Raw genomic sequence first — 26,472 nt, 5'->3', positions numbered from 1 at the left:
TTAAAAAAATTATGCCTGCTAAATTAGCGGGCATAATACTAAGCGTTATCTAGGGGCGTAGCTCAGTTGGTAGAGCACCGGTCTCCAAAACCGGGTGTCGCGAGTTCGAGTCTCTCCGCCCCTGCCATATATAATCCTTTGCTTCGGCAAAGGATTTTTTTTGCCTAAAATTCCCCTAAAATATCCCGCCGAACGACAAAAGCGCATTACTGCGCTATAAGTGGTGTCTTGAATAATTCTTTGATTGTGCTCTGTTTATCGCTATTTTGTAACCAAATTGCATACAAAGGGCGTGAAAGCGTAGTGCTATCAGGCACAAGATAAATACCTTCTCGTTTCTTGGCCCACTCCACGGGTAAAAATGAACATCCATTGAGCTGTTGTAATAGTTTGTAGGCGATTTGAGCTGAACTGGTTGTCAGAACCGGAACACCATCATTACTAATCAGACCCGTTTCATGCTGCTGAAAATCAGGCCCCCATTCCAGACGTAAATACTTTAACTCTGATTTGGTCGTTTTCTGAGCAGCAGAAAAAAGTGCCAGGTCAAAATGTCCCAGTAATTGACTGGAAAACTCATCCATCTTAGGTGATTCAGTCGTGATCAGCAGATCAAGTTGTCGTTCGTGCAATTGCTTAACTAACGACTTTCGTTGGGATATACGAGCTTCAAATTGCAGGTCTTTATGTTGTTGATAAAGTGCCACAAGCCACTCTGAAAGCATGCATTCCCATAGTGATGAGCTGGCACCAATCGTTAATTCATTGTGTTGTGAGGTGTGAGAAACCTCTTTTTTGGCCGTCAGCCAAATACTCATAAGATTTTCTGCATACGGCAGTAAACGCTCGCCAGCTGTCGTTAGCCGAATATTATTGCGATGGCGAGTAAAAAGATTTACACCGAGTTGGTTCTCTAATTGGCGAATACGGAAGCTAACGGCTGATTGCGTTAGATAAAGTGCCTCCGCAGCCCTCCCAAAATGTCGCGTTCGACTCACTTCGAGGAACGTTTTTAGTAATTCAGTATCCACGACCCACTCCCAAAAAAAATTTGTCGTTATGATTTAAATGTTTTGTTTGACGCTCTGTCAAGCGTAACTAATACTCCGCGCCATAAATAGCTCGACCAAGAGAATTAGGAGCGTGCAGGATGGCGGAAAGCTTTACGACGACTAATCGGTTTTTCGACAATAAACATTATCCGCGCGGGTTTGCTCGCCATGGTGATTTCACCATCAAAGAGGCCCAGCTGTTAGAGCGCCATGGTTATGCGTTCAATGAGCTGGATCTCGGCAAGCGTGAACCTGGTACTGAAGAAGAAGTACTGTTTGTTGCGGTTTGCCGTGGCGAGCGTGAGCCAGTAACTGATGCCGAACGTGTATGGAGCAAGTATATGACGCGAATCAAGCGTCCTAAGCGTTTCCACACACTCTCCGGTGGCAAGCCACAGGCAGATGCGGTTGAAGACTACACCGAAAGCGATGATTAATAGAAATGGGGCGAAAGCCCCATTTTTTTATCCTGCTAACTGCTGTAAATGAATCAATAAACGGTCGATTGCACGGTAGCTGAGTGCTTCCAGAAGATGTTCCCGCCCTATCTGTTCACTTTTCTGAATATCTGCAATGGTTCGAGCAACCTTTAATAAACGGTGCCAGGCTCGTATCGATAATCCTAGTTTCACCAGCGTCTCTTCCAGCCAGATCGCATCATTGTGCTCAATAGAACAATGCAGCTTGATTTCGTGGTTATCCAGCCTTGCATTGAGCTTTTGTTGGCGTTCATATTGTCGCCGCTGCGTGTCTATCACACGCGCCCTCACATCAACGCTGCTTTCAACGTTCAAACCCGGATTGCTTAAAATCCCTGGTGGAGGAAGAGGGACCTCGACGGATAAATCAAAACGATCCAAAAATGGCCCTGAAAGCCTGCTGAGGTAGCGAAGTGTCTGCTCAGGCGTGCAACGGTTATGCTTACCCTGATAATGCCCTGTCGGGCTAGGATTCATGGCAGCAAGTAGTTGGAATTTTGCTGGGTAACTAATTTTGGCTCGTGTTCGGGATATATGAATTTCACCCGATTCTATAGGCTCACGTAATGCATCCAGAACCCGGCGTTCAAATTCAGGAAGCTCATCGAGGAACAGCACGCCATTGTGCGCCAGTGATATTTCTCCGGGCCTTGGAATCGTTCCTCCTCCTACCATAGCAGTCAACGAAGCACTGTGATGAGGCGCTCTGAACGGGCGCTGACGCCATTGTTGTTGTAATGAGTGTGGATTGACCAGGCTTATGATCGCCGCACTCTCCAGCGCTTCACCATCGTTCAATGGGGGGAGCAATGTATTGAGGCGGCTGACTAGCATGGTTTTGCCCGTGCCGGGTGGCCCAATAAGCAGAAGGTTATGCCCACCAGCTGCCGTTATCTCCAGCGCTCGTTTCCCTTGCGATTGCCCAAAAATCTCATTGAGATCTTGTCCATATTCAACCGCTGGCTGCGGTAGCTTTTCTGGCGCGAATAACTCACCTTTTCCTTCAAGGAATGCGCAGACTTGAGTGAGGTGGTTTGCAATAAGGCAGCCGGGCTGCTCAATCAAACCGAGTTCTTCGGCATTTTCATCTGCAATAATGATCTTCTTTCCAGCTTTTAATGCCTCCATTGCTGATGAAATTGCACCTGGAACGCCGCGTAGTGCTCCCGTAAGCGCAAGTTCACCCACGAACTCGTATTGCTCCAGTTTATCAATTGAAAGCTGCTCTGAAGCCGCCAGCAAGGCCAGAGCGATGGGTAGGTCATATCGTCCGCCTTCTTTGGGAAGATCCGCGGGTGCAAGATTTATCGTGATTTTGCGGGCTGGAAAGATATATCCACTGTTGATAATGGCGCTTCGCACCCGGTCCCGTGCTTCTCGTACTGTGGTTTCCGGCAAACCAACGAGGGTTAAGCCCGGCAACCCCTGGCTGATATGGACCTCAACGGTGACCAATGGAGCTGCAATGCCTAATGCCGCCCTTGTGTTTACAACTGCCAGTGACATAGTTCGCTCCTTCGGAATGAGCTTTATCCTGTCAGTTTGATAATGTGGACTAAAGAATCAAACGAGAGTTCTTCGAAATGCTTTCCAGACTTTTCGCTGGGATTTCTTTTCGCAGCAATTTTTCTGCGACACGCCCCGCAAAAAAATTATTTTTTCGCTAAGACTGGGTGAGAACAATAAGAATTGGCTCTTTATGAAATATTTTCACTATCTTGTTATCTACTGAAAATAAAACCCTTTTATCAGATTTTATTTTTATTCACTCAAATCCTTCATAAAAAATTCTTGTGCTTTGATTACACACTGTGATAACTCTGTAGGCATTACTTCGAACAAGTAGACAGAATAAACAAACATGAAAGCCCTTCTACAAGTGATTAGCCTGGTCGTGATTAGCGTGGTGGTGATTATTATCCCACCGTGCGGGGCTGCACTTGGAGAAAGAAAGGCTTAAAAATCAAGCCTGAATCGAAAAAAACCCCCGCACCGAAAGGTCCGGGGGTTTTTTGTTGGGTAAAAAATTTGGAGAGGAACAGATAATGCGTTACAGAATAAAATTCTGTTTCTCCAGTAGTGAGGCGGGGAACTAACTATGAATGGTGCACAGTGGGTGGTACATGCGTTGCGAGCGCAGGGTGTTGAGGCAGTTTTCGGCTATCCGGGTGGCGCAATCATGCCGGTCTACGATGCTTTATACGACGGCGGGGTCGAACATTTGCTCTGCCGGCATGAGCAAGGCGCCGCAATGGCCGCCATTGGCTATGCACGTTCTACTGGAAAAACAGGGGTTTGCATCGCCACTTCTGGACCTGGCGCAACCAATCTAATCACTGGCCTTGCCGATGCGCTGTTAGACTCCGTTCCAGTCGTTGCCATCACAGGCCAGGTCGCTGCCCCATTCATTGGTACCGATGCTTTCCAGGAAGTGGATGTTTTAGGATTATCCCTCGCGTGCACTAAACACAGTTTCCTCGTTGAATCTTTTGAAGATTTACCTCGCGTGCTCGCTGAAGCATTTGAAATCGCAAATTCTGGCCGTCCCGGCCCGGTATTAGTCGACATCCCTAAAGACATTCAGTTAGCGCAAGGGGATCTGGAGCCGTGGTTGTCGACGGTTGAAGATGATTTCGCAATGCCACATGCCGAGCTGCAACAGGCTCATGAAATGATAGCGAACGCTCGCAAACCTATGTTGTATGTCGGTGGTGGTGTCGGTATGGCACAGGCAGTTCCGGCGCTGCGCGAATTTATCGCCGTCACTAATATGCCTTCCACCGTCACGCTGAAAGGCCTGGGTGCGGTTCCGGCGGACAATCCGTTTTATACCGGTATGTTGGGCATGCACGGCACCAAAGCGGCGAACCTTGCGGTGCAAGAGTGCGACTTGCTGATTGCCGTCGGCGCACGCTTTGATGACCGCGTTACTGGCAAGCTGAATACCTTTGCCCCGCACGCGAAAGTTATCCATATGGACATCGACCCGGCTGAATTAAGCAAATTGCGCCAGGCACACGTTGGGTTGCAGGGGGATTTGGTCCAGTTATTACAGGCGTTGCAGCAACCTCTGGATATCGCTGACTGGCAGCAAGATGTTGCCACTTTGCGCGCTGAAAACCCATGGCGTTACGATCATCCCGGCGAAGCCATTTTTGCTCCGTTATTACTAAAACAAATCTCTGACCGCAAGCCACAGGAATGCGTGGTGACTACCGATGTGGGCCAGCACCAGATGTGGACGGCTCAGCATATGTCCTTCACGCGCCCGGAAAATTTCATTACTTCCAGTGGGCTGGGGACAATGGGCTTTGGTTTACCGGCGGCAGTTGGCGCGCAGGTTGCGCGACCGAACGATACGGTTATCTGTATCTCGGGTGACGGCTCCTTCATGATGAACGTTCAGGAGCTGGGCACCGTAAAACGAAAACAGCTGCCGTTGAAAATCGTTTTACTGGATAACCAGCGTTTAGGAATGGTTCGCCAGTGGCAGCAAATGTTTTTCTCCGAACGTTATAGTGAAACCAACCTCTCCGATAATCCTGATTTCCTCATGCTGGCCAGCGCCTTTGGTATCCCAGGCCAACACATTACTCGTAAAGACCAGGTAGAAGTTGCCATCGAAACGATGTTGAACAGCGATGGCCCGTACATGCTTCACGTCTCAATTGATGAGTACGAAAACGTCTGGCCGTTGGTACCGCCCGGTGCCAGTAACTCACAAATGCTGGAGAAATTATCATGATGCAACATCAGCTCGCAGTAACGGCCCGTTTTCGTCCAGAAACCCTGGAGCGCGTGTTACGCGTCGTGCGCCATCGCGGTTTTCAGGTTTGTTCTATGAACATGGTCACGCTGGGGAATACTGACGATATTAATATTGAATTGACCGTTGCCAGCCTGCGCCCTGTCGAATTACTGTTTAGTCAATTAAGCAAACTGGTGGACGTTGGTCGCGTCGAAATCCAGCAACAAACAACACAACAAATCCGCGCCTGAGCGCAGAAGGAAGAGAACAATGACGACGAAGAAAGCTGATTACATCTGGTTCAATGGTGAGATGACCCCGTGGGGCGAGGCAAAGGTCCATGTAATGTCCCATGCGCTGCATTACGGCACATCGGTATTTGAAGGTATCCGTTGCTACGAATCTCACATTGGCCCAGTGGTGTTCCGCCATCGTGAACACATGCAGCGTTTGCGTGACTCCGCAAAAATCTATCGTTTCCCTGTATCACAAAGTGTTGATGAGCTGATGGAGGCCTGCCGTAGCGTTATTCGTAAAAATAACCTGACCAGCGCGTATATCCGCCCATTAGTGTTTGTTGGTGATGTCGGTATGGGTGTGAACCCGCCAGACGGTTACACCACGGATGTGATCATCGCAGCCTTCCCATGGGGTGCATATCTCGGCGCAGAAGCGCTGGATCAAGGGATCGACGCGATGGTTTCCTCCTGGAACCGTGTAGCGCCAAACACCATTCCAACTGCGGCGAAAGCGGGCGGTAACTATCTTTCTTCCTTGCTGGTTGGCAGCGAAGCTCGTCGCCATGGTTATCAAGAAGGCATCGCGCTGGACGTGAACGGCTACCTGTCAGAAGGCGCAGGTGAAAACCTGTTTGAAGTGAAAGACGGCATCCTGTTTACCCCGCCATTTACCTCTTCCGCATTACCAGGCATTACCCGTGACGCGATTATCACACTGGCAAAAGATCTGGGTATCGAAGTGCGTGAGCAAGTGTTGTCTCGCGAATCTCTGTACCTGGCAGACGAAGTGTTCATGTCAGGCACTGCTGCGGAAATCACGCCAGTTCGTAGCGTAGACCGCATTCAAGTGGGTGAAGGCCGTTGTGGCCCGGTCACTAAACGCATTCAACAGGCATTCTTTGGTCTGTTCACTGGCGAAACAGAAGATAAATGGGGCTGGTTAGATCAGGTCAACCCTAAGTAAAAATATAACTAAGCGGATGGTGATTACCGTCCGCTCGACAGACAGACTGGAGTAAATAAGCATGCCTAAGTACCGTTCAGCCACCACCACCCACGGCCGTAATATGGCGGGTGCCCGCGCTTTGTGGCGCGCAACTGGGATGACCGATGACGATTTCGGCAAGCCAATTATTGCGGTAGTGAACTCCTTTACTCAATTCGTACCAGGACACGTTCACCTGCGCGATTTGGGTAAGTTGGTTGCAGAGCAAATCGAAGCCTCCGGTGGCGTAGCTAAAGAATTCAACACCATTGCCGTTGATGACGGTATCGCCATGGGCCACGGCGGCATGCTTTATTCTCTGCCGTCACGCGAGCTGATTGCCGACTCCGTGGAGTACATGGTCAACGCACACTGCGCCGATGCCATGGTATGTATCTCCAACTGCGACAAAATCACCCCAGGGATGTTGATGGCCTCTTTGCGCCTGAACATTCCGGTCATCTTCGTTTCCGGCGGCCCGATGGAAGCCGGGAAAACCAAACTGTCTGACCAAATCATCAAGCTCGACCTGGTTGATGCGATGATTCAGGGCGCTGACCCGAAAGTGAGCGACGAGCAAAGCGAGCAGGTAGAACGCTCTGCATGCCCAACTTGTGGCTCCTGTTCCGGTATGTTCACGGCTAACTCCATGAACTGCCTGACAGAAGCGCTGGGCCTGTCTCAGCCGGGTAACGGTTCTCTGCTGGCAACGCACTCCGATCGTAAAGAGTTGTTCCTGAATGCCGGTAAACGCATCGTCGCGCTGACCAAACGTTATTACGAGCAGGATGATGAAAGTGCATTGCCACGTAGCATCGCCAGCAAAGAAGCGTTTGAGAACGCCATGACGCTGGATGTTGCGATGGGCGGCTCAACGAATACCGTTCTGCACTTACTGGCGGCCGCTCAGGAAGCCGAACTCGATTTCACCATGACGGATATCGACCAGCTTTCTCGCAAAGTGCCTCAGCTGTGTAAAGTCGCGCCGAGCACCCAGAAATACCATATGGAAGACGTGCACCGTGCGGGTGGCGTAATCGGTATTTTGGGCGAACTGGATCGTGGTGGCTTACTGCATCGCAATGTGAAAAACGTTCTGGGTCTGACCCTGACGCAAACGCTGGAACAGTACGATGTCATGCTGACCAAAGACGAAAGCGTGAAAAGCATGTTCTCCGCAGGTCCGGCGGGCATTCGTACCACAAAAGCTTTCTCACAGTCCTGCCGCTGGGATTCTCTGGATGTTGACCGCCAAAACGGTTGTATCCGTTCCAAAGAAAATGCCTATAGCCAGGAAGGTGGTTTGGCGGTTCTTTACGGCAACTTTGCCGAAAATGGCTGCATTGTTAAAACAGCGGGTGTGGACGACGAAAGCCTGGTATTCCGTGGCCCTGCAAAAGTTTACGAAAGCCAGGATGATGCGGTTGAGGCAATCCTTGGTGGCAAAGTGGTAGCGGGTGATGTTGTTGTTATTCGTTACGAAGGGCCAAAAGGCGGGCCGGGCATGCAAGAAATGCTCTACCCAACAACCTTCCTGAAATCTATGGGGCTGGGCAAGGCCTGTGCGCTGGTCACTGATGGGCGCTTCTCCGGCGGGACTTCCGGCCTTTCTATCGGCCACGTTTCTCCGGAAGCAGCAAGCGGTGGCAATATCGCGCTGATTGAAGATGGCGACATGATTGCCATCGACATCCCAAACCGTGGCATCCAACTGGAATTGAACGAGCAGCAAATGGCTGCACGTCGTGAAGCGCAAGAAGCTCGCGGTGCGCAAGCCTGGACTCCACGTGCGCGTGAACGCCAGGTTTCCTTCGCTCTGCGCGCTTACGCAATGCTTGCCACCAGTGCCGATAAGGGCGCGGTGCGCGATAAAAGTAAGCTTGGAGGCTAATGATGGCCGAGTCACAACCGCTACCTGACGCCCCTTGTGGGGCGGAATATCTGCGAGCTGTGCTGCGCGCTCCGGTTTACGAAGTCGCGCAGGTCACACCGTTGCAGAAGATGGAAAAGCTCTCCTCACGGCTGGATAACGTCATTCTGGTGAAACGTGAAGACCGCCAGCCAGTACACAGTTTCAAACTGCGCGGCGCATACGCCATGATTGCCGGGCTGAACAGTGAACAAAAAGCCAGTGGCGTGATTACCGCTTCAGCGGGCAATCACGCTCAAGGTGTTGCGCTTTCTTCAACACGTTTAGGTATCAAGTCTTTGATAGTGATGCCGGTTTCGACAGCGGATATCAAAGTCGATGCCGTCCGCGCATTTGGCGGTGAAGTTCTGCTACACGGTGCCAACTTTGATGAAGCGAAAGCTCGAGCCATCGAACTTTCTCAGCAGCAAGGTTTCACTTACGTTCCTCCGTTTGACCACCCGGCAGTCATTGCCGGGCAGGGCACTCTGGCGCTGGAACTGCTGCAACAAGATGCACATATCGACCGCATCTTTGTTCCGGTTGGCGGCGGCGGTCTGGCAGCGGGTGTGGCGGTGTTGATTAAACAGCTAATGCCACAAATCAAAGTGATTGCCGTTGAAGCGGAAGATTCAGCCTGCCTGAAAGCGGCACTCGATGCGGGCAAGCCCGTTGATTTGGCGCGCGTCGGTTTGTTTGCTGAAGGCGTCGCGGTTAAGCGCATCGGCGATGAAACGTTCCGTCTGTGCCAGGAATACCTCGACGACATCATCACGGTGGATAGCGATGCTATCTGCGCTGCGATGAAAGATCTGTTCGAAGATGTTCGTGCGGTTGCTGAACCGTCTGGCGCTCTGGCGCTGGCGGGGATGAAAAAGTACATCCAGCAGCATCAGATCCGTGGTGAACGCCTCGCTCACGTATTATCCGGGGCAAACGTTAACTTCCACGGCCTGCGTTACGTTTCTGAACGTTGCGAGCTGGGTGAACAGCGTGAGGCATTGCTGGCGGTCACCATTCCTGAGCAGCAAGGCAGCTTCCTGAAATTCTGCCAGGTGCTGGGTGGTCGACCGGTCACTGAGTTTAACTATCGCTATTCGAATTCGTCAGAAGCCTGCATTTTCGTCGGTGTTCGGTTGACGCGTGGCGTGGAAGAACGACATGAAATTATCGAACTATTGAATGCTGGCGGCTATGGCGTTGTCGATTTGTCTGATGACGAAATGGCGAAACTGCACGTGCGCTACATGGTGGGCGGGCGTCCGTCTAAGCCACTGCGCGAGCGGTTGTACAGTTTCGAATTCCCTGAGTCGCCAGGCGCTTTGCTGAAATTCCTGCAAACGCTCGGCACACACTGGAATATTTCCCTGTTCCACTACCGCAGCCATGGCACCGACTATGGCCGTGTTTTGGCGGCGTTTGAACTGGGTGAAAACGAACCGGATTTTGAAACCCGTCTCAATGAGTTGGGTTACGATTGCCATGACGAAACCAACAACCCGGCATTCCGCTTCTTCCTCGCGGGTTAGTGGTTACCGGGCAGTAATTTCCAGAACGCATGCACAAGCGGCTCATTGAGCCGCTTTTTTTGTACGCAAACGCCCAGCTCAAACGGCGTGGTTTCATCGTTTCGTTCCAGAACCTGCACGCGGTTGCGCACCGGTTCCGGGCTATTTTCCAGCACGATTTCTGGAATCAGCGCCACGCCGCAACCCAGCGCTACCATTGAAACCATCGCCTCATGGCCCGCAACCGTCGCATAAATAAACGGATTACTGATTTTTTGGCGGCGGAACCACAGCTCAATTCGACGACGCACTGGACCTTGATCCGGCAAAATAAACGGCACTTTCGCCCAATCAGGATCGGGCTGATTAACCTGAGCACGTACCGGGCAGGCCAGTGCGGGTGCGATAAGTGCCACGGATAAGTTATCCAGAATCGAGAAAGCAACGCCGGGCGGTAACGTTTCTGGCTTACCGGCAATCGCAAGATCCGCTTCATCTGAATCCACTTTTTCTACCGCATCGGCGGCATCGCCGGTGGTTAGTTTGATCTCCACATTGGGATGCTCAGCACGGAATCTGTCGAGAATTGGCGGTAAATGACTGTACGCGGCGGTGACGGAGCAAAAAAGATGTAGCTCGCCGGTGAGTGATGGTCCTTCTTGCCCGATGGTGTGGCGCATTTGCTGATATTGCAAAAGCGTATGTTGAGCGAACTGTTTGAGTTGTTCTCCGGCCTCAGTCAGCGTAACGGTGCGGTTATCGCGTAAAAACAAAGGCTGGCCTAAATCGTCTTCCAGGCGCTGGATTTGACGCGAAAGCGTGGATGGGCTGACGTGCATAGCCCTGGCGCTTCTGCCGAAATGGCGGCTTTCTGCGAGGTGAAGAAACGTTTTCAGGTCGCGTAAATCCATGGTCATCAGCCCTCGTCTTTACGTTGCATAAATTGCAACGTCACGTTGTTAATATATCAATTTAAGCAACGCATTTCCTGTCATATAGTGAGTTCATTATCGCAAGCAAGACACGGCTGGCGAACCTTATAAAAGCACAACACAACGACTACGGAGTACCACCACGATGGCTAATTATTTCAACACTTTGAACCTGCGTCAGCAGTTGGCGCAACTGGGTAAATGTCGTTTCATGGCGCGTGCAGAATTCGCCGATGAAGCAAGCTACCTCAAAGGCAAAAAAGTCGTCATCGTCGGCTGTGGCGCACAAGGCCTGAACCAGGGGCTGAACATGCGCGACTCCGGTCTGGATGTTGCTTACGCTCTGCGCGCAGAAGCTATCGCTGAAAAACGCGCTTCATGGCGTAAAGCGACCGAAAACGGTTTTAAAGTTGGCACCTACGAAGAACTGATCCCGCAAGCGGATCTGGTTGTTAACCTGACGCCAGACAAGCAGCACTCTGCGGTTGTTAAGGCTGTTCAGCCGATGATGAAAGATGGTGCAGCATTGGGTTACTCCCACGGTTTTAACGTGGTTGAAGTGGGCGAGCAAATCCGTAAGGACATCACCGTGGTGATGGTTGCGCCAAAATGCCCGGGTACTGAAGTTCGTGAAGAATACAAACGTGGTTTCGGTGTTCCGACTCTGATTGCGGTTCACCCAGAAAACGATCCGAAAGGCGAAGGCATGGCCATCGCTAAAGCCTGGGCTGCTGCCACTGGCGGTCATCGTGCTGGTGTTCTGGAATCTTCTTTTGTTGCAGAAGTTAAATCTGACCTGATGGGTGAGCAAACTATTCTGTGCGGCATGCTGCAAGCGGGTTCCCTGCTGTGCTTCGACAAGCTGGTGGAAGAAGGCACCGACCCAACGTATGCAGAAAAATTGATTCAGTTCGGCTGGGAAACCATCACCGAAGCGCTGAAACAAGGCGGCATTACGCTGATGATGGACCGCTTGTCCAACCCGGCAAAAATCCGTGCTTATGCGCTGTCAGAGCAACTGAAAACAATTATGGCTCCGCTGTTCCAGAAACATATGGACGACATCATCTCCGGCGAATTCTCTTCCGGCATGATGGCTGACTGGGCAAATGACGATAAGAACCTGCTGACCTGGCGTGAAGAGACCGGTAAAACTGCTTTTGAAACCGCTGCACAGTTTGACGGTAAAATTTCCGAGCAGGAATACTTCGATAAAGGTGTTCTGATGATCGCAATGGTGAAAGCGGGCGTTGAGCTGGCATTCGAAACCATGGTTGATGCGGGCATCATCGAAGAATCAGCTTACTACGAATCACTGCACGAGCTGCCGCTGATTGCGAACACCATCGCCCGTAAGCGTCTGTATGAAATGAACGTGGTTATCTCTGATACCGCTGAGTACGGCAACTACCTGTTCTCTTACGCGGCAGTGCCATTGCTGAAAGAGTTCATGACCACGCTGCAGGCAGGTGATCTGGGTAAAGAAATCCCAGCCGGTGCGGTTGATAACGCACAACTGCGTGATGTTAACGAAGCGATTCGTAACCATGAAATCGAAACCGTTGGTAAGAAACTGCGCGGTTATATGAAAGATATGAAACGTATTGCTGTCGCGGGTTAATCGCGAAGCCAGAAAATAAAAAGGCCGGGGAATTCCCCGGCCTTTCTGTTAATTACGGTATAACACTTTGATGATGTGGTAACCGAACTGCGTGTGCAGCGGGCCGTATGGCTCCAGCAGCGGGCAGGAGAACACCACTTTATCGAACGCTGGAACCATCTGGCCCTGGCGGAACTCACCTAAGTGACCACCTTTTTTGCCTGATGGGCATGTGGAATGTTTTTTAGCTAGCTTTTCGAAATCGCCGCCATTCTGAAGCTGAGTCAGAATTTCCTGGGCCAGTTTTTCTTCCTTAACAAGGATATGCAATGCTGCCGCGGTTTTTGCCATGATAGTGCCTTGGTGGTATGGATTATGGTGGATATAATACCATGTACTTTTTCTCCCCTCCTGACTTTCACTGAGTGACCCTATGCGTTTAAACCCTGGCCAACAACAAGCCGTCGAATTTGTTACTGGACCCTGCCTGGTCCTGGCGGGCGCTGGCTCGGGCAAAACACGTGTTATCACCAATAAAATGGCGTATTTGATCCGCGAATGCGGTTATCAGGCTCGCCATATTGCTGCCGTGACTTTTACCAATAAAGCGGCGCGTGAGATGAAAGAACGCGTGGCGCAAACGCTGGGGCGCAAAGAAGCGCGCGGCTTATTGATTTCCACTTTCCATACCTTAGGCCTTGAGATCATTAAACGTGAGTACGCGGCACTGGGGATGAAGTCTAACTTCTCGTTATTCGACGACACCGACCAGACGGCGTTGTTGAAAGATCTGACAGAAGGGTTGCTTGAAGACGATAAGACATTATTGCAGCAACTGATCTCGACGATCTCAAACTGGAAAAACGATCTGATGTCGCCGTCGCAGGCCGCTGCGCAGGCCAAAGGCGAGCGTGACCGAATCTTTGCTCATTGCTATGGCCTATATGATACGCATTTGAAATCCTGCAATGTGCTGGATTTTGACGATCTGATTTTGCTGCCGACGCTGCTTTTACAACGTAATGAGGAAGTACGGGAACGCTGGCAAAATCGCATTCGCTATTTGCTGGTGGATGAATATCAGGATACCAACACCAGCCAGTACGAACTGGTGAAATTACTGGTCGGTGCGCGGGCAAGGTTCACCGTGGTAGGTGATGACGACCAGTCAATTTACTCCTGGCGCGGTGCCAGACCACAAAACCTGGTGCTGTTGAGCCAGGATTTCCCCGCATTGCAGGTCATTAAGCTTGAACAGAATTACCGTTCTTCCGGACGTATTCTGAAGGCGGCAAACATTCTTATTGCCAACAACCCGCACGTTTTTGAAAAGCGCCTTTTTTCTGAGCTGGGATACGGCGCCGAGCTAAAAGTGGTGACGGCAAATAGTGAAGATCATGAAGCCGAGCGGGTGACTGGCGAGCTGATTGCTCATCACTTTATCAATAAAACCAACTACAAAGACTACGCCATACTTTATCGCGGGAATTTCCAGTCGCGCGTATTTGAAAAGATGCTGATGCAGAACCGTATTCCTTATCGCATTTCTGGTGGCACTTCGTTCTTCTCGCGTCCGGAAATCAAAGATCTGTTGGCTTATCTTCGCGTGCTGACTAATCCGGATGACGACAGTGCATTCATGCGGATTGTGAATACTCCAAAACGTGAAATTGGCTCTGCGACGTTGCAAAAACTAGGTGCCTGGGCGATGCAACGTAATAAAGGTTTGTTTCTCTCCAGTTTCGATATGGGCCTGAGTCAGACGTTAAGCGGGCGCGGCCTTGAGTCACTCCAGCGTTTTACTCACTGGCTTCGTGAAGTGGCCACTTTGGCTGAGCGTGAGCCTATTGCGGCGGTTCGCGATTTGATTCACGGCATTGATTACGAAAGCTGGCTGTACGAAACATCTCCCAGCCAGAAAGCTGCCGAAATGCGCATGAAGAACGTCAATACACTGTTTAGCTGGATGACGGAGATGCTTGAGGGTTCAGAAATCGACGAACCGATGACGTTAACTCAGGTGGTCACTCGCTTTACGCTGCGCGATATGATGGAACGCGGTGAAAGTGATGAAGAAGCCGATCAGGTTCAACTGATGACTCTTCATGCCTCGAAAGGGCTGGAATTCCCCTATGTATTTTTAGTGGGAATGGAGGAAGGGCTTCTTCCGCATCAGAGCAGCATTGATGAAGACAATATCGACGAAGAGCGCCGTCTCGCGTACGTAGGAATTACCCGTGCGCAGAAAGAGCTGACTTTTACGCTGTGCAAAGAGCGCCGACAATATGGTGAATTAATTCGCCCGGAACCGAGTCGTTTCTTGCTTGAATTACCGCAAGATGATTTGCAATGGGAAACGGAACGTAAGGTTGTTTCGCCAGAGGAGCGGATGAATAAAGGCCAGAGTAATGTTGCCAACATCCGTGAAATGCTGGCAAAAGCGCGTAAAAGCTAAGTTACTTAATCGTCAAAGGCCAGTGGACATAGCTTTGCCAAAGGCTTTCTTGCGCAAGCAATTCTGCACCGAGAGGGTGGCATTCTAGCCACTTTTCAGGCAGCTCAAGTTGCAAATTCTCACTTTCCACACTCAACGTGATTTCAGGCAAGATATCGTCGCGACGGCGGCTGGCAAAAATAATAGCCAGCCGTAACAGGCGGCAAATATTTTCGGCAATACGCGGCGGTACGGCGTTTTGCTGGTGGAGAGAAGAGAGATCGACCGGGTTGGTCTGATTCAGCATCAGCGTCGCCAGCAGTTTCTTCTGCGCGGGCGTATAGCCGGGAAGATCAAGATTTTTGACCAGATAAGCGGCGTGTTGCGGCGCTTGTTTGAAATCCACACTCAGGCCAATTTCATGAAGCAAAGCGGCGCTGTTAAGCATTTCAATGCTGAGCGGTGTGAGGTTCCATGCATCTGCGACCTGATTTGCAAGAGCCTGAGCCAGCTGTTGGACACGTTCTGCCTGGCTGGTATCGACCATAAAACGGCGCTGAATATTACGCACCGTGCGGCTGCGGATTTCTTGATTAACGGTCAAATGAAGCATCCCGTACACCAGGCCTTCGCGCAATGCGCCACCGGCAAGTGTCATACAATCTATTGATAATTCTTCGAAGATTGCGATCAAAATCGCCAGCCCGCTTGGAAATACCAGTGCTCTTTCTAGCGTTAAGCCTTCAATTTCTAGCTCTTCAAGACGCCCGCACTGAATGGCTCTTTGCTTTAATTGCTGGAGCTTTGCCAGCGTAATGCGCTCGTCCATTCCCTGCGCCATCATGATTTCTTGCAAGGCTTGCACGGTACCCGACGCACCGACGCACACCTTCCAACCATGATGTTTTAACCGATCGCAAACGGGGCGAAGCACTTCTTTTGCTGCGGCCTCCGCATCATCAAAGTTTTCTTTTGCTAAGTTTCGGTCACTAAAGAAACGTTCAAGCCAGGTCACGCAACCCATTGATAAGCTAAAGAGAGCGGTAGTTTGCGCGCCGGTTCCCGTCACCAGTTCGGTACTGGCTCCGCCGATATCAACAACTAATCGCTGATCGGCTCCACCGGTCGTGTGAGCAACTCCCTGATAAATCAGACGTGCTTCTTCCTCGCCTTGAATAATTTGCACCGGGCAGCCAAGGATTTTTTCAGCTTGCTCAATGAATTCATTGGCATTGGTGGCAAGACGGAGAGTTGCGGTGGCGACCACTCGAATTTGGGGCTGGGGGATATCCTGGAGACGTTCAGCAAACAAGCGCAGGCATTGCCACCCGCGCTCCATTGCTTCACGTGAAAGCGTATTTTCTTTGCTTAAACCCGCAGCCAGGCGGACTTTTCGCTTAATCCGTGCAAGGGTTTGTATGCTCCCTGCCACCTCACGTACAACCAACATATGAAAGCTATTCGAGCCTAAATCTATTGCAGCATACAGTGAGGTGGAGCTGAGCATAAATTATTTAACCTGTGCGACGGCGATTACCACGGGGCGCGCCACCATTACGGCGTGGACCGTTACCCGGGCGGGCGCGAGTCAAACGCTTCGGTGGAGGAAGTTCGCTTAACAGTGCTTCAGTTTTGTACTTGCTGACCGGGATTGAGTGACCGATGTAGGTTTCAATGGCGGACAAATTCAGCGCGTAGTCTTCACATGCCAGACTGATGGAATGGCCGCTTTCACCAGCACGACCCGTACGGCCAATGCGGTGAACGTAGTCTTCGCAATCATCCGGGAGATCGTAGTTGAACACGTGAGTCACTAATGGAATGTGCAAGCCACGCGCTGCAACGTCAGTTGCGACCAGAATATCGAGGTCACCACGGGTGAATTCTTCAAGAATACGCAGACGTTTTTTCTGAGCAACATCGCCGGTTAACAGACCGACACGATGCCCGTCAGCTGCGAGGTGACCCCAGATATCTTCACAACGGTGTTTGGTGTTAGCAAAGATAATTGCGCGATCTGGCCACTCTTCTTCGATAAGCGTCTGAAGCAGGCGCATTTTCTCTTCGTTAGAAGGGTAGAACAGCTCTTCCTGAATACGGTGGCCGGTTTTTTGCTCCGGTTCAACTTCCACGTATTCCGCGTTGTTCATTTGCTCAAATGCTAGTTCACGCACACGGTAAGATAATGTGGCGGAGAACAGCATGTTCAGGCGTTGAGTCACCGGAGGCATACGACGGAACAACCAGCGAATATCTTTAATAAAGCCCAGATCGTACATGCGATCGGCTTCATCCAGAACCACAACCTGAATTGCGCCTAAGTTAATGTGGTTTTGCTTTGCGTAATCGATAAGACGGCCCGTTGTGCCGATAAGGATATCAACACCACTTTCCAGCACTTTAAGCTGTTTATCGTAGCCATCGCCACCGTATGCCAGGCCGAGTTTCAAGCCAGTCGATTGTGCTAGTGGCTCTGCGTCAGAGTGAATTTGCACTGCCAGTTCACGAGTCGGAGCCATAATTAATGCACGCGGCTGGTTCACCTGGCGATTCTCTGGAACCGGGTGAGAGAGTAAATAATGAAACGTTGACGTTAAAAACGCCATCGTTTTGCCAGTACCGGTTTGCGCCTGCCCTGCAACGTCACGATTCGCTAGTGTCAGCGGTAGTGCCAGTGCCTGAATTGGGGTGCAGTTATGGAACCCTTTATTTTCAAGGGCTTCAATCACCTTAGGGTGCAGGGCGAAGTCGGAAAACTTCTGTTCGGTCAAATGTGTTTTGCTCATAGTGTGGTAGAATATCAGTTTACTATTGCTTTACGAAAGCACATCCGTTGAAATAAACGGGGTGAAATAAAGTCACCCCAAGTTGGTTGAGGCTACACCAACAAGGTAGACACAATCCTGCGGAGTAGAACATGAGCGATAAAATTATTCACCTGACTGACGACAGTTTCGACACGGACGTGCTAAAAGCTGATGGGTTGATTCTGGTTGATTTCTGGGCGGAGTGGTGTGGTCCATGCAAGATGATCGCCCCGATTCTTGATGAAATCGCTGATGAATATCAGGGCAATCTGACCGTTGCTAAACTGAACATCGATCAGAACCCGGGCACGGCGCCAAAATATGGTATCCGTGGTATCCCAACTCTGTTGCTGTTCAAAAACGGTGAAGTGGCTGCGACCAAAGTTGGTGCGCTGTCTAAAGGCCAGTTAAAAGAGTTCCTCGACGCTAATCTGGCATAACGGAATCTCAGCCGGTGCGTGCGCGGTTTGCAATTTTTTGTGAGCTGCTGGACGCCCGGCGTCAGTCATGCTAAGTTACTTTTACTGCATTTTGAACTTGTCTTGTAGTTTGAATCTTTGTAATACCCAATGCTTCCCGTTAAATTTCACTAAGACGCTGTTTTACAGTGAACATCAGGTCGCATAATCGATTTCGGGCATATCACCCATTCCGTCGTGTCGTTTCAGTTCTGCGTTTTTCCTATGACCAGGCAGCGATAAGACATGTGGTGGTGGCCATTAAACAGGCATGGATGATCCTGCCATACCATTCACGATACATGTTCGAGATTTACCCCGAGTTTAAGAACCCACCATTATGAATCTTACCGAATTAAAGAATACGCCGGTTTCTGAGCTGATTACTCTCGGCGAAAATATGGGGCTGGAAAACCAAGCCCGTATGCGCAAGCAGGACATTATTTTCTCCATCCTGAAGCAACACGCGAAGAGTGGCGAAGATATCTTTGGTGACGGTGTGCTGGAGATATTGCAGGACGGATTTGGTTTCCTCCGCTCTGCAGACAGCTCCTACCTCGCCGGTCCTGATGACATCTACGTTTCTCCCAGCCAAATCCGCCGTTTCAACCTCCGCACAGGGGATACCATCTCCGGTAAGATTCGTCCGCCGAAAGAAGGTGAACGTTACTTTGCGCTGCTGAAAGTTAACGAAGTTAACTACGACAAACCAGAAAATGCGCGTAGCAAAATCCTGTTTGAAAACTTAACCCCGCTGCATGCAAATTCTCGTTTACGCATGGAACGTGGTAATGGCTCTACCGAAGACTTAACCGCTCGTGTACTGGATCTGGCATCGCCAATCGGTCGCGGCCAGCGTGGCCTGATTGTGGCTCCGCCTAAAGCCGGTAAAACCATGCTGCTGCAAAACATTGCAACCAGCATTGCATATAACCACCCAGACTGCGTGCTGATGGTTCTGCTGATCGACGAACGTCCGGAAGAAGTGACTGAGATGCAGCGTCTGGTGAAAGGCGAAGTTATCGCGTCCACCTTTGACGAACCTGCATCTCGCCACGTTCAGGTTGCTGAAATGGTCATCGAGAAGGCGAAGCGTCTTGTTGAACATAAGAAAGACGTCATTATTCTTCTCGACTCCATTACTCGTCTGGCTCGTGCTTACAACACCGTTGTACCTGCATCAGGCAAAGTACTGACGGGGGGTGTGGATGCGAACGCCCTGCATCGTCCAAAACGTTTCTTTGGTGCTGCACGTAACGTGGAAGAGGGTGGTAGTTTGACTATCATCGCAACGGCTCTGGTTGATACCGGTTCTAAAATGGATGAAGTTATCTACGAAGAATTTAAAGGTACCGGCAACATGGAATTGCATCTGGCGCGTAAAATCGCTGAGAAACGCGTATTCCCTGCTATCGACTATAATCGTTCAGGTACACGTAAAGAAGAGCTGCTGACTACCCAGGAAGAACTGCAGAAAATGTGGATCTTACGCAAAATCATCCATCCAATGGGTGAGATTGATGCAATGGAATTCCTCATCAACAAATTGGCGATGACGAAAACCAACGAAGACTTCTTCGATATGATGAAGCGCTCGTAAGCAACAAAACTCGGGGAACGCCACGCTTAGACGTGGCGTTTTTCTTTAGTGGTATATACGATATAGAATTAACGATCGCAGTTAAGCACCCACTGTGGCAACGGATGCCATATTGTTATTAGTATCAACACTCGGACAGTGTTGTTTAAATAATAAGCAGGATGTTCAGGGATTAGATGTATATAACCATTGGACGGGGCACACTTTGAATGAGATTGCCTTGACCTTTTATTTTGCAGAGAGCTTGCACTGTGAATTTAATCACCGCTGGAACTGACCTGATAAGTATTTTTTTATTTACTACCGTATTTCTTTTTTTTGCGCGCAAGGCAGCAAAAAGAATCGGTCTGGTCGATAAACCTAACTTCCGCAAACGCCACCAGGGGCTAATCCCTTTGGTCGGAGGCATATCTGTTTATGCCGGTATCTGTTTTACCTTCCTGATTGCTAATTATTACATCCCGCATGCGTGGCTTTATTTAACCTGCGCAGGGGTACTGGTGCTGGTCGGTGCTCTGGATGACCGCTTTGATATCAGCGTAAAAATTAGAGCGTCTGTACAGGCATTAATCGGCCTTGTGATGATGTTTGTCGGTAAATTATACCTGGTAAGTCTTGGGTATATTTTCGGCTCGTGGGAAATGGTGCTTGGCCCATTCGGTTATTTTTTAACCTTATTTGCGGTCTGGGCTGCAATAAATGCTTTCAACATGGTTGATGGTATTGACGGCCTGTTAGGTGGGCTTTCTTGCGTCTCCTTTGCGGCAATGGGAATCATCCTTTATTTCGACGGGCAATTGAGTCTGGCGATGTGGTGCTTCGCAATGATAGCTGCCATCTTGCCTTATATTCTTTTAAACCTCGGGGTGCTGGGTCGTCGCTATAAAGTATTTATGGGTGATGCAGGCAGTACTCTTATTGGTTTTACCGTTATCTGGATCTTGCTGGAAACCACGCAAGGGCAAACGCATCCTATTAGCCCGGTGACCGCGCTGTGGATTATCGCCATCCCACTCATGGATATGATTGCCATTATGTACCGCCGGTTACGTAAGGGGATGAGTCCATTCTCTCCAGACCGCCAGCATATTCACCATTTAATCATGCGCGCGGGCTTTACATCCCGTCAGGCCTTTGTGCTTATCACCGCTGCCGCAGCGTTACTCGCAAGCATTGGTGTAGCAGCAGAATACATACATTTCATACCTGAATGGGTGATGTTGGCATTATTCTTGCTAGCATTTGTCCTATATGATTATTGCATCAAACGAGCCTGGAAAGTGGCGCGTTTCATAAGACGTCATAAGCGTCGGCAACGCAGAAACAGCAGCAACATTTCTTAATTCTGAAAGTAATTGGGGAAGTGATGAAACAAAACGTGCCAGGAAATAACCCGGGGATGGTAGACAACGAGTTGGACATTCGTGGTTTATTCCGGACACTGTGGCAAGGGAAGTTGTGGATTATGGGTATCGCAGTCTTGTTTGCTGCCATTGCGTTAATCTACACCTTCTTTGCCAGGCAAGAATGGAGCGCTAACGCGATAACCGATCGCCCGACGGTCAATATGTTGGGTGGATATTATTCGCAGCAGCAGTTCCTGCGTAATCTCGACCTCAGAGCCAACATGCTGCCGGTTGATCAACCTTCGGTGATGGATGAAGCGTACAAAGAATTCATCATGCAGCTGTCTGCCTACGATACACGCCGTGATTTTTGGTTACAGACTGACTATTACAAGCAGCGTCAGGTTGGCAACAGTAAAGTTGATGCCGCACTGTTAGATGAACTTGTTGATAATATTCAATTTACAGCCGGTGACATCGCTCGTAATACCAGCGACAGTGTGAAATTAATCGCTGAGACTGCGGCTGATGCCAATAACTTGCTGCGTCAGTATGTGGCTTTTGCCAGCCAGCGTGCGGCGAGCCATCTGAACGAAGAGCTGACGGGTGCCTGGTCTGCTCGCACTGTACAGATGAAGGCGCAAGTTAAACGCCAGGAAGAAGTCGCTAAGTCTATTTACGACCGCAAAGTTCATAGCGTTGAGCAAGCGCTGAAGATTGCGCAGCAGCAAAATATTGCTAAAAGTGAAACCGAAGTTCCTGCCGACGAGTTACCCGATTCCGAAATGTTCATGTTAGGACGTCCAATGTTGCAAGCACGGCTTGAAAGCTTGCAGGCAGTAGGGCCAAACTATGACATCGACTATGACCAGAATCGTGCCATGTTGTCGACGCTGAACGTGGGGCCAACGCTCGACGCTCGCTTCCAAACCTACCGCTATTTACGTACCCCTGAAGAACCTGTGAAGCGCGATAGCCCGCGCCGGGCATTCTTGCTGATTATGTGGGGTATGGTTGGGGCCCTGATTGGCGCTGGTGTGGCATTAGCCCGCCGTCCAAAATTGTTATAACGCCCTTACCCGGTGAAGGCTCGATGGACGGCCTTCACCTTTTTTAACAAAAGAGAATTGCTGTGAAAGTGTTAACTGTTTTTGGCACGCGTCCGGAGGCTATTAAAATGGCTCCTCTGGTTGAAGCGTTGGCAAAAGACGCGTTTTTTGACGCAAAAGTCTGCGTGACAGCACAGCATCGCGAGATGTTGGATCAAGTGCTGAATCTATTTTCTATCGAGCCGGATTATGATTTGAACATCATGAAGCCGGGGCAAGGGCTGACAGAAATTACCTGCCGCATTCTCGAGGGATTAAAGCCGATACTTGAGTCATTTAAACCCGATGTAGTGCTGGTTCATGGCGATACGACAACCACAGTTGCCACTAGTCTGGCTGCTTTTTATCAGCGTATTCCTGTCGGGCATGTTGAAGCGGGTTTGCGTACTGGGGATCTCTATTCTCCATGGCCTGAAGAGGCGAACAGAACGATTACCGGGCATCTGGCGATGTACCATTTTGCGCCTACTGAGAACTCCCGACAGAACCTGCTACGTGAAAATATCAGCGACAATAAAATCTTCGTGACTGGTAATACTGTCATTGATGCGCTGATTTCTGTTCGTGACCGTGTCTATGCCGATAACAACTTGCGCCTTTCCCTGGCGGAGTGCCATCCGTTCCTGGACAGCAGCAAAAAACTGATTCTGGTTACCGGCCACCGCCGCGAAAGCTTTGGCGATGGTTTTGAACGAATTTGTCACGCGTTAGCTGAAATTGCCAAAGAAAACAGTGATGTCCAGATTGTTTATCCAGTGCATTTGAATCCGAATGTCAGCGAGCCTGTGACTCGTATTCTTGGCGATGTCAAAAATGTGGTGCTGATTGACCCACAGGAATATTTACCGTTTGTCTATTTGATGAACCAGGCTTACCTGATCCTCACTGATTCAGGCGGCATCCAGGAAGAAGCACCGTCACTGGGTAAACCCGTGCTGGTTATGCGTGATACCACTGAACGTCCTGAAGCTGTCGATGCAGGTACTGTGCGTTTGGTCGGGACGGATACTCGAGAAATTGTCCGCCAGGTGACACGTTTGCTGAAAGACGAAAATGAATATCAAATCATGAGCCGGGCACATAACCCTTACGGAAATGGCAAAGCTTGTGAACAAATTTTGGCTGCATTGAAGAATAATCAGGTGACACAACAATGAGTTTTGCAACCATCTCTGTTATTGGTCTTGGCTATATCGGATTACCGACCGCAGCTGCTTTTGCTTCAAAACAGCAAAACGTCGTCGGTATAGATATCAACCAGCATGCGGTAGACACCATTAATCGTGGTGCTATTCATATTGTTGAGCCGGATCTGGATAAGGTGGTTAAAACGGCGGTGGAAGGCGGTTTTTTACGTGCCAGTACCCAACCCGTTGCAGCAGATGCTTATTTGATTGCGGTGCCGACTCCTTTCAAAGGCGACCACGAGCCAGATATGGTTTTTGTCAAAGCTGCGGCTGAGTCTATCGCTCCAGTTTTAAAGAAAGGTGCCTTGGTCATTCTCGAATCCACTTCTCCCGTGGGTTCAACCGAACAAATGGCGCAGTGGTTAGCCGAGCTGCGTCCAGACCTGACGTTCCCACATCAGGCAGGTGAGACGGCAGATATCAACGTCGCTTACTGCCCTGAGCGCGTGCTGCCAGGCCAGGTGATGGTCGAGCTTATCAAGAACGACCGTGTCATTGGCGGTATGACGCCAGTGTGTTCTGCTCGTGCGAGCGAACTGTACAAAATCTTCCTGGAAGGCGAGTGCGTAGTAACGAACTCCCGCACGGCAGAAATGTGCAAGCTCACCGAAAACAGTTTTCGGGACGTGAATATTGCCTTTGCCAACGAGCTTTCACTTATTTGTGCTGATCAAGGGATCAACGTCTGGGAATTGATTCGCCTGGCGAATCGACATCCGCGCGTTAATATTTTGCAGCCAGGCCCTGGGGTCGGCGGGCACTGTATTGCGGTTGATCCGTGGTTTATCGTGGCGCAGAATCCGGAACAGGCACAACTGATTCGTACCGCGCGTGAAGTCAACGACGGTAAGCCGCACTGGGTCATCAACCAGGTGAAAGCGGCCGTTGCTGATTGCCTCGCAGAAACAGGCAAACGGGCCAGTGAAATTACGATTGCCTGCTTCGGTCTGGCCTTTAAACCCAATATTGACGACCTGCGTGAAAGCCCTGCCATGGAAATTGCTGAGATGCTCAGCGCCTGGCATAGCGGTAAAACGCTGGCTGTTGAGCCAAACATCCACCAGTTGCCGAAAAAGCTGGTCGGGCATTGTGAATTAGCCACTACCGATGAAGCCCTCGCGCAAGCTGATGTATTGGTGATGTTGGTTGATCACCAGGTATTCAAAGCCATTCCGGTCGAGCAAGTTCAGCAACGCTGGATTGTTGATACCAAAGGAGTCTGGCGCTAAACCACGCCAGGCACTGAAAAAGCCCATGACGCTTTTATCTCTTCCTGTTTACGCAAGAATTGAATCTCTTGACTGGGAGAATCAATTCTTTGCCGTGAACAGCGCAATTCTGCGTTTTGCAGAAGACGCCCCGCTGCTGACTTCACAAGATCTTGACGCGTTTTCCCGCGTGCAGGCGAAAATCGCTACCCATCAAACCGCGCTGTTGGATGGTTTACAGCAACTTGGTTTTCAACTGGTTGAAGGGGAAGTCGATTTTGCACTCACCGTTGGCACGCAAAATGCTGCACTTGCAATGCCGCGTGCGACCCACGCTGACATCCCTACTTTGCGGGATTTGGCTGCCCAAATATTCAAACAAAGCCGTTTTCGCGCACCCTGGTATCAGCCTGCGGATAGTGGCCGATTTTACGCCCAGTGGATTGAGAATGCCGTGCTCGGCACCTTCGACCATGAATGCCTGGTGCTAAAAAGTGGCGAAGCGGTACGGGGTTTTGTGAGCATGCGCCAGCTCAGTGACACTGAAGCGCGTATAGGATTACTCGCTGGACGCGGAGTGGGCGGACAGTTAATGGATGTCGCCCGTTCATGGTGCCAGCAACGCGGTTTACACACGCTGCGAGTGGCTACGCAAACCAGCAATACTGCTGCTCTGCGACGTTATATTCAAAGCGGTGCCAATATTGAAAGCACCGCCTTCTGGTTATACAGGTGAAAAAATGATCCCATTTAATGCTCCTCCAGTAGTAGGTACCGAAATCGAATACATGCAGGCTGCGATGGGTAGCGGCAAGCTCTGTGGCGATGGCGGTTTCACTCGCCGTTGCCAACAGTGGATGGAGCATCGTTTTGGCAGCAAAAAAGTGCTGCTGACGCCATCCTGCACCGCCTCGCTGGAAATGGCGGCACTCCTGTTGAATATCCAGGTCGGCGATGAAGTGATCATGCCGAGCTATACCTTTGTTTCGACTGCCAATGCGTTTGTATTGCGCGGGGCTAAAATTGTGTTTGTTGATGTTCGTCCGGACACCATGAACATCGACGAGAAGTTGATTGAAGCGGCTATCACCGAGAAAACGCGTGCAATTGTTCCGGTTCATTACGCGGGGGTTGCCTGCGAAATGGACACCATTATGGCGATTGCGACTAAACATAAACTCTTTGTGGTGGAAGATGCCGCACAGGGTGTGATGTCGACCTATAAAGGCCGCGCCTTAGGAACAATTGGCCACATTGGCTGTTTCAGCTTCCATGAAACCAAAAACTACACCGCAGGCGGTGAAGGTGGGGCGACGCTGATAAACGACGCATCGCTTATCGAGCGTGCGGAAATTATTCGCGAGAAAGGCACCAACCGCAGCCAATTCTTCCGTGGGCAGGTGGACAAATATACCTGGCGCGATATTGGTTCAAGCTACCTGATGGCAGATCTGCAAGCCGCGTATCTTTGGGCGCAACTGGAAGCCGCTGAAAAGATTAACCAACAGCGTCTGAAACTGTGGCATGCCTATAACGACGCGCTGGCACCTCTGGCTAAAGCCGGGCGCATTGAACTGCCATCGATTCCAAAAGACTGTGTGCAGAACGCGCACATGTTTTATATCAAACTGCGTAATATTGACGATCGCAGCGCGCTGATTGCCTATCTCAAAGAGGCAGAAATTATGGCGGTGTTCCATTACATCCCATTACATGATTGCCCGGCTGGCGAGAAGTTTGGTTACTTCCACGGCGAAGACCGTTTCACGTCTAAAGAAAGCGAGCGCCTGCTGCGCTTGCCACTGTTCTATAACCTGTCTCCAGCGAACCAGCGTACTGTTATCAATACGTTGTTAAGCTTCTTCTCCTGA

Annotated in this window: 23 protein-coding genes and 1 tRNA gene; 18 read left to right on the top strand and 6 right to left on the bottom strand. The window is 50.3% G+C overall.

All coding sequences use genetic code 11. The annotated features are described in order from the left end of the window. Positions 1 to 51: 51 nt before the first annotated feature. Positions 52 to 127 (top strand) — tRNA-Trp (locus GBAG_RS00390). Between the two features lie 79 nt (positions 128 to 206). On the opposite strand, the gene hdfR is transcribed toward GBAG_RS00390, so the two are convergent. After that, positions 207 to 1,031 (bottom strand): HTH-type transcriptional regulator HdfR, encoded by an 825-nt coding sequence (hdfR, locus tag GBAG_RS00385; protein ID WP_034492262.1) that lies wholly within the window; start codon positions 1,029 to 1,031, stop codon positions 207 to 209. Positions 1,032 to 1,150: 119 nt separating this feature from the next. On the opposite strand from hdfR, the gene GBAG_RS00380 reads away from it, so the two are divergent. Further along, positions 1,151 to 1,489: a MaoP family protein gene (locus tag GBAG_RS00380; protein ID WP_034492261.1), complete on the top strand. Its 339-nt coding sequence runs from the start codon at positions 1,151 to 1,153 to the stop codon at positions 1,487 to 1,489. A gap of 27 nt (positions 1,490 to 1,516) precedes the next feature. Here the strand turns inward: GBAG_RS00380 and GBAG_RS00375 are convergent, their stop codons facing one another. Beyond that, positions 1,517 to 3,037, bottom strand: a complete 1,521-nt coding sequence (locus GBAG_RS00375) for a YifB family Mg chelatase-like AAA ATPase (RefSeq protein ID WP_034492258.1) — start codon at positions 3,035 to 3,037, stop codon at positions 1,517 to 1,519. A 355-nt stretch (positions 3,038 to 3,392) separates the two neighbouring features. Here GBAG_RS00375 and ilvL point away from each other — a divergent pair, with 355 nt between their 5' ends. From ilvL to ilvA, 6 genes are all read left to right on the top strand, one after another. Continuing rightward, a complete protein-coding gene (gene ilvL, locus GBAG_RS21900; RefSeq protein WP_072009493.1) occupies positions 3,393 to 3,491 on the top strand; it encodes an ilv operon leader peptide in 99 nt (32 codons plus the stop codon). Between the two features lie 138 nt (positions 3,492 to 3,629). Beyond that, positions 3,630 to 5,276 (top strand): acetolactate synthase 2 catalytic subunit, encoded by a 1,647-nt coding sequence (gene ilvG / locus GBAG_RS00370; protein ID WP_034492256.1) that lies wholly within the window; start codon positions 3,630 to 3,632, stop codon positions 5,274 to 5,276. Then, the gene (gene ilvM / locus GBAG_RS00365; protein ID WP_034492255.1) at positions 5,273 to 5,530 is read left to right on the top strand and encodes an acetolactate synthase 2 small subunit; all 258 of its coding nucleotides are present in this window, start codon (positions 5,273 to 5,275) and stop codon (positions 5,528 to 5,530) included. The genes ilvG and ilvM overlap by 4 nt, the downstream gene beginning before the upstream one ends. Before the next feature lie 19 nt (positions 5,531 to 5,549). Continuing rightward, the gene (locus GBAG_RS00360) at positions 5,550 to 6,482 is read left to right on the top strand and encodes a branched-chain amino acid transaminase (protein WP_034461730.1); all 933 of its coding nucleotides are present in this window, start codon (positions 5,550 to 5,552) and stop codon (positions 6,480 to 6,482) included. Positions 6,483 to 6,543: 61 nt separating this feature from the next. Continuing rightward, positions 6,544 to 8,394, top strand: a complete 1,851-nt coding sequence (gene ilvD, locus GBAG_RS00355) for a dihydroxy-acid dehydratase (protein ID WP_034492253.1) — start codon at positions 6,544 to 6,546, stop codon at positions 8,392 to 8,394. Between the two features lie 2 nt (positions 8,395 to 8,396). After that, the gene (gene ilvA / locus GBAG_RS00350; RefSeq protein WP_156104836.1) at positions 8,397 to 9,941 is read left to right on the top strand and encodes a threonine ammonia-lyase, biosynthetic; all 1,545 of its coding nucleotides are present in this window, start codon (positions 8,397 to 8,399) and stop codon (positions 9,939 to 9,941) included. Here ilvA and ilvY read toward each other — a convergent pair. Beyond that, a complete protein-coding gene (ilvY, locus tag GBAG_RS00345; protein WP_034492269.1) occupies positions 9,938 to 10,831 on the bottom strand; it encodes an HTH-type transcriptional activator IlvY in 894 nt (297 codons plus the stop codon). The genes ilvA and ilvY overlap by 4 nt on opposite strands. 166 nt (positions 10,832 to 10,997) lie before the next feature. Here ilvY and ilvC point away from each other — a divergent pair, with 166 nt between their 5' ends. Next, complete coding sequence (gene ilvC / locus GBAG_RS00340) at positions 10,998 to 12,473, top strand: ketol-acid reductoisomerase (RefSeq protein ID WP_034492245.1); 1,476 nt, start codon at positions 10,998 to 11,000, stop codon at positions 12,471 to 12,473. A 48-nt stretch (positions 12,474 to 12,521) separates the two neighbouring features. Here ilvC and ppiC read toward each other — a convergent pair whose 3' ends face one another. Then, positions 12,522 to 12,803, bottom strand: a complete 282-nt coding sequence (gene ppiC / locus GBAG_RS00335; RefSeq protein ID WP_034492243.1) for a peptidylprolyl isomerase PpiC — start codon at positions 12,801 to 12,803, stop codon at positions 12,522 to 12,524. Between the two features lie 82 nt (positions 12,804 to 12,885). Here ppiC and rep point away from each other — a divergent pair, with 82 nt between their 5' ends. Then, positions 12,886 to 14,907 (top strand): DNA helicase Rep, encoded by a 2,022-nt coding sequence (gene rep, locus GBAG_RS00330; protein ID WP_034492241.1) that lies wholly within the window; start codon positions 12,886 to 12,888, stop codon positions 14,905 to 14,907. Between the two features lies 1 nt (position 14,908). Here the strand turns inward: rep and gppA are convergent, their stop codons facing one another. Continuing rightward, positions 14,909 to 16,393: a guanosine-5'-triphosphate,3'-diphosphate diphosphatase gene (gppA, locus tag GBAG_RS00325; protein ID WP_034492239.1), complete on the bottom strand. Its 1,485-nt coding sequence runs from the start codon at positions 16,391 to 16,393 to the stop codon at positions 14,909 to 14,911. A 7-nt stretch (positions 16,394 to 16,400) separates the two neighbouring features. After that, positions 16,401 to 17,672 (bottom strand): ATP-dependent RNA helicase RhlB, encoded by a 1,272-nt coding sequence (gene rhlB / locus GBAG_RS00320; RefSeq protein ID WP_034461719.1) that lies wholly within the window; start codon positions 17,670 to 17,672, stop codon positions 16,401 to 16,403. A 131-nt stretch (positions 17,673 to 17,803) separates the two neighbouring features. Between rhlB and trxA the strand changes: the two genes are divergently transcribed. The 8 genes from trxA (at position 17,804) to rffA (ending at position 26,472) form a co-directional block, all read left to right on the top strand. Further along, entirely contained in the window at positions 17,804 to 18,133 is a 330-nt protein-coding gene (gene trxA, locus GBAG_RS00315) for a thioredoxin TrxA (RefSeq protein ID WP_034461718.1), read from the top strand. Between the two features lie 358 nt (positions 18,134 to 18,491). Beyond that, on the top strand, positions 18,492 to 19,751 hold the full coding sequence (gene rho, locus GBAG_RS00310; RefSeq protein ID WP_034492237.1) for a transcription termination factor Rho: 1,260 nt from the start codon (positions 18,492 to 18,494) through the stop codon (positions 19,749 to 19,751). A gap of 251 nt (positions 19,752 to 20,002) precedes the next feature. Continuing rightward, the gene (gene wecA / locus GBAG_RS00305) at positions 20,003 to 21,094 is read left to right on the top strand and encodes a UDP-N-acetylglucosamine--undecaprenyl-phosphate N-acetylglucosaminephosphotransferase (protein WP_034492234.1); all 1,092 of its coding nucleotides are present in this window, start codon (positions 20,003 to 20,005) and stop codon (positions 21,092 to 21,094) included. 23 nt (positions 21,095 to 21,117) lie between these two features. Further along, on the top strand, positions 21,118 to 22,167 hold the full coding sequence (gene wzzE, locus GBAG_RS00300; RefSeq protein WP_034492231.1) for an ECA polysaccharide chain length modulation protein: 1,050 nt from the start codon (positions 21,118 to 21,120) through the stop codon (positions 22,165 to 22,167). A gap of 62 nt (positions 22,168 to 22,229) precedes the next feature. Beyond that, positions 22,230 to 23,363, top strand: a complete 1,134-nt coding sequence (gene wecB / locus GBAG_RS00295; protein WP_034492228.1) for a non-hydrolyzing UDP-N-acetylglucosamine 2-epimerase — start codon at positions 22,230 to 22,232, stop codon at positions 23,361 to 23,363. Then, entirely contained in the window at positions 23,360 to 24,622 is a 1,263-nt protein-coding gene (gene wecC / locus GBAG_RS00290) for a UDP-N-acetyl-D-mannosamine dehydrogenase (RefSeq protein ID WP_034492225.1), read from the top strand. The genes wecB and wecC overlap by 4 nt, the downstream gene beginning before the upstream one ends. Positions 24,623 to 24,647: 25 nt before the next feature. Further along, positions 24,648 to 25,337 carry a dTDP-4-amino-4,6-dideoxy-D-galactose acyltransferase gene (gene rffC, locus GBAG_RS00285; protein ID WP_034492223.1) on the top strand — a complete coding sequence of 230 codons (690 nt, stop codon included), beginning with the start codon at positions 24,648 to 24,650 and terminating at the stop codon, positions 25,335 to 25,337. Positions 25,338 to 25,341: 4 nt separating this feature from the next. Beyond that, positions 25,342 to 26,472 carry a dTDP-4-amino-4,6-dideoxygalactose transaminase gene (rffA, locus tag GBAG_RS00280; protein ID WP_034492220.1) on the top strand — a complete coding sequence of 377 codons (1,131 nt, stop codon included), beginning with the start codon at positions 25,342 to 25,344 and terminating at the stop codon, positions 26,470 to 26,472.

The sequence above is a fragment of the Buttiauxella agrestis ATCC 33320 genome (genome assembly GCF_000735355.1).
Taxonomy (GTDB): Bacteria; Pseudomonadota; Gammaproteobacteria; order Enterobacterales; family Enterobacteriaceae; genus Buttiauxella; species Buttiauxella agrestis.
The sequence above is the reverse complement of the archived record's forward strand: the minus strand, read 5'-3'. Positions and strand labels throughout refer to the sequence as shown.

Coding starts and splice junctions, on each gene's coding strand:
- rhlB (WP_034461719.1), bottom strand. CDS start 17,672: ATGAGCAAAACACATTTGACCGAACAGAAGTTTTCCGACTTCGCCCTG.
- ilvG (WP_034492256.1), top strand. CDS start 3,630: ATGAATGGTGCACAGTGGGTGGTACATGCGTTGCGAGCGCAGGGTGTT.
- wzzE (WP_034492231.1), top strand. CDS start 21,118: ATGAAACAAAACGTGCCAGGAAATAACCCGGGGATGGTAGACAACGAG.
- rffA (WP_034492220.1), top strand. CDS start 25,342: ATGATCCCATTTAATGCTCCTCCAGTAGTAGGTACCGAAATCGAATAC.
- wecC (WP_034492225.1), top strand. CDS start 23,360: ATGAGTTTTGCAACCATCTCTGTTATTGGTCTTGGCTATATCGGATTA.
- GBAG_RS00360 (WP_034461730.1), top strand. CDS start 5,550: ATGACGACGAAGAAAGCTGATTACATCTGGTTCAATGGTGAGATGACC.
- rep (WP_034492241.1), top strand. CDS start 12,886: ATGCGTTTAAACCCTGGCCAACAACAAGCCGTCGAATTTGTTACTGGA.
- GBAG_RS00375 (WP_034492258.1), bottom strand. CDS start 3,037: ATGTCACTGGCAGTTGTAAACACAAGGGCGGCATTAGGCATTGCAGCT.
- ilvL (WP_072009493.1), top strand. CDS start 3,393: ATGAAAGCCCTTCTACAAGTGATTAGCCTGGTCGTGATTAGCGTGGTG.
- rffC (WP_034492223.1), top strand. CDS start 24,648: ATGACGCTTTTATCTCTTCCTGTTTACGCAAGAATTGAATCTCTTGAC.
- ilvD (WP_034492253.1), top strand. CDS start 6,544: ATGCCTAAGTACCGTTCAGCCACCACCACCCACGGCCGTAATATGGCG.
- ppiC (WP_034492243.1), bottom strand. CDS start 12,803: ATGGCAAAAACCGCGGCAGCATTGCATATCCTTGTTAAGGAAGAAAAA.
- trxA (WP_034461718.1), top strand. CDS start 17,804: ATGAGCGATAAAATTATTCACCTGACTGACGACAGTTTCGACACGGAC.
- ilvM (WP_034492255.1), top strand. CDS start 5,273: ATGATGCAACATCAGCTCGCAGTAACGGCCCGTTTTCGTCCAGAAACC.
- ilvA (WP_156104836.1), top strand. CDS start 8,397: ATGGCCGAGTCACAACCGCTACCTGACGCCCCTTGTGGGGCGGAATAT.
- ilvY (WP_034492269.1), bottom strand. CDS start 10,831: ATGGATTTACGCGACCTGAAAACGTTTCTTCACCTCGCAGAAAGCCGC.
- ilvC (WP_034492245.1), top strand. CDS start 10,998: ATGGCTAATTATTTCAACACTTTGAACCTGCGTCAGCAGTTGGCGCAA.
- rho (WP_034492237.1), top strand. CDS start 18,492: ATGAATCTTACCGAATTAAAGAATACGCCGGTTTCTGAGCTGATTACT.
- GBAG_RS00380 (WP_034492261.1), top strand. CDS start 1,151: ATGGCGGAAAGCTTTACGACGACTAATCGGTTTTTCGACAATAAACAT.
- gppA (WP_034492239.1), bottom strand. CDS start 16,393: ATGCTCAGCTCCACCTCACTGTATGCTGCAATAGATTTAGGCTCGAAT.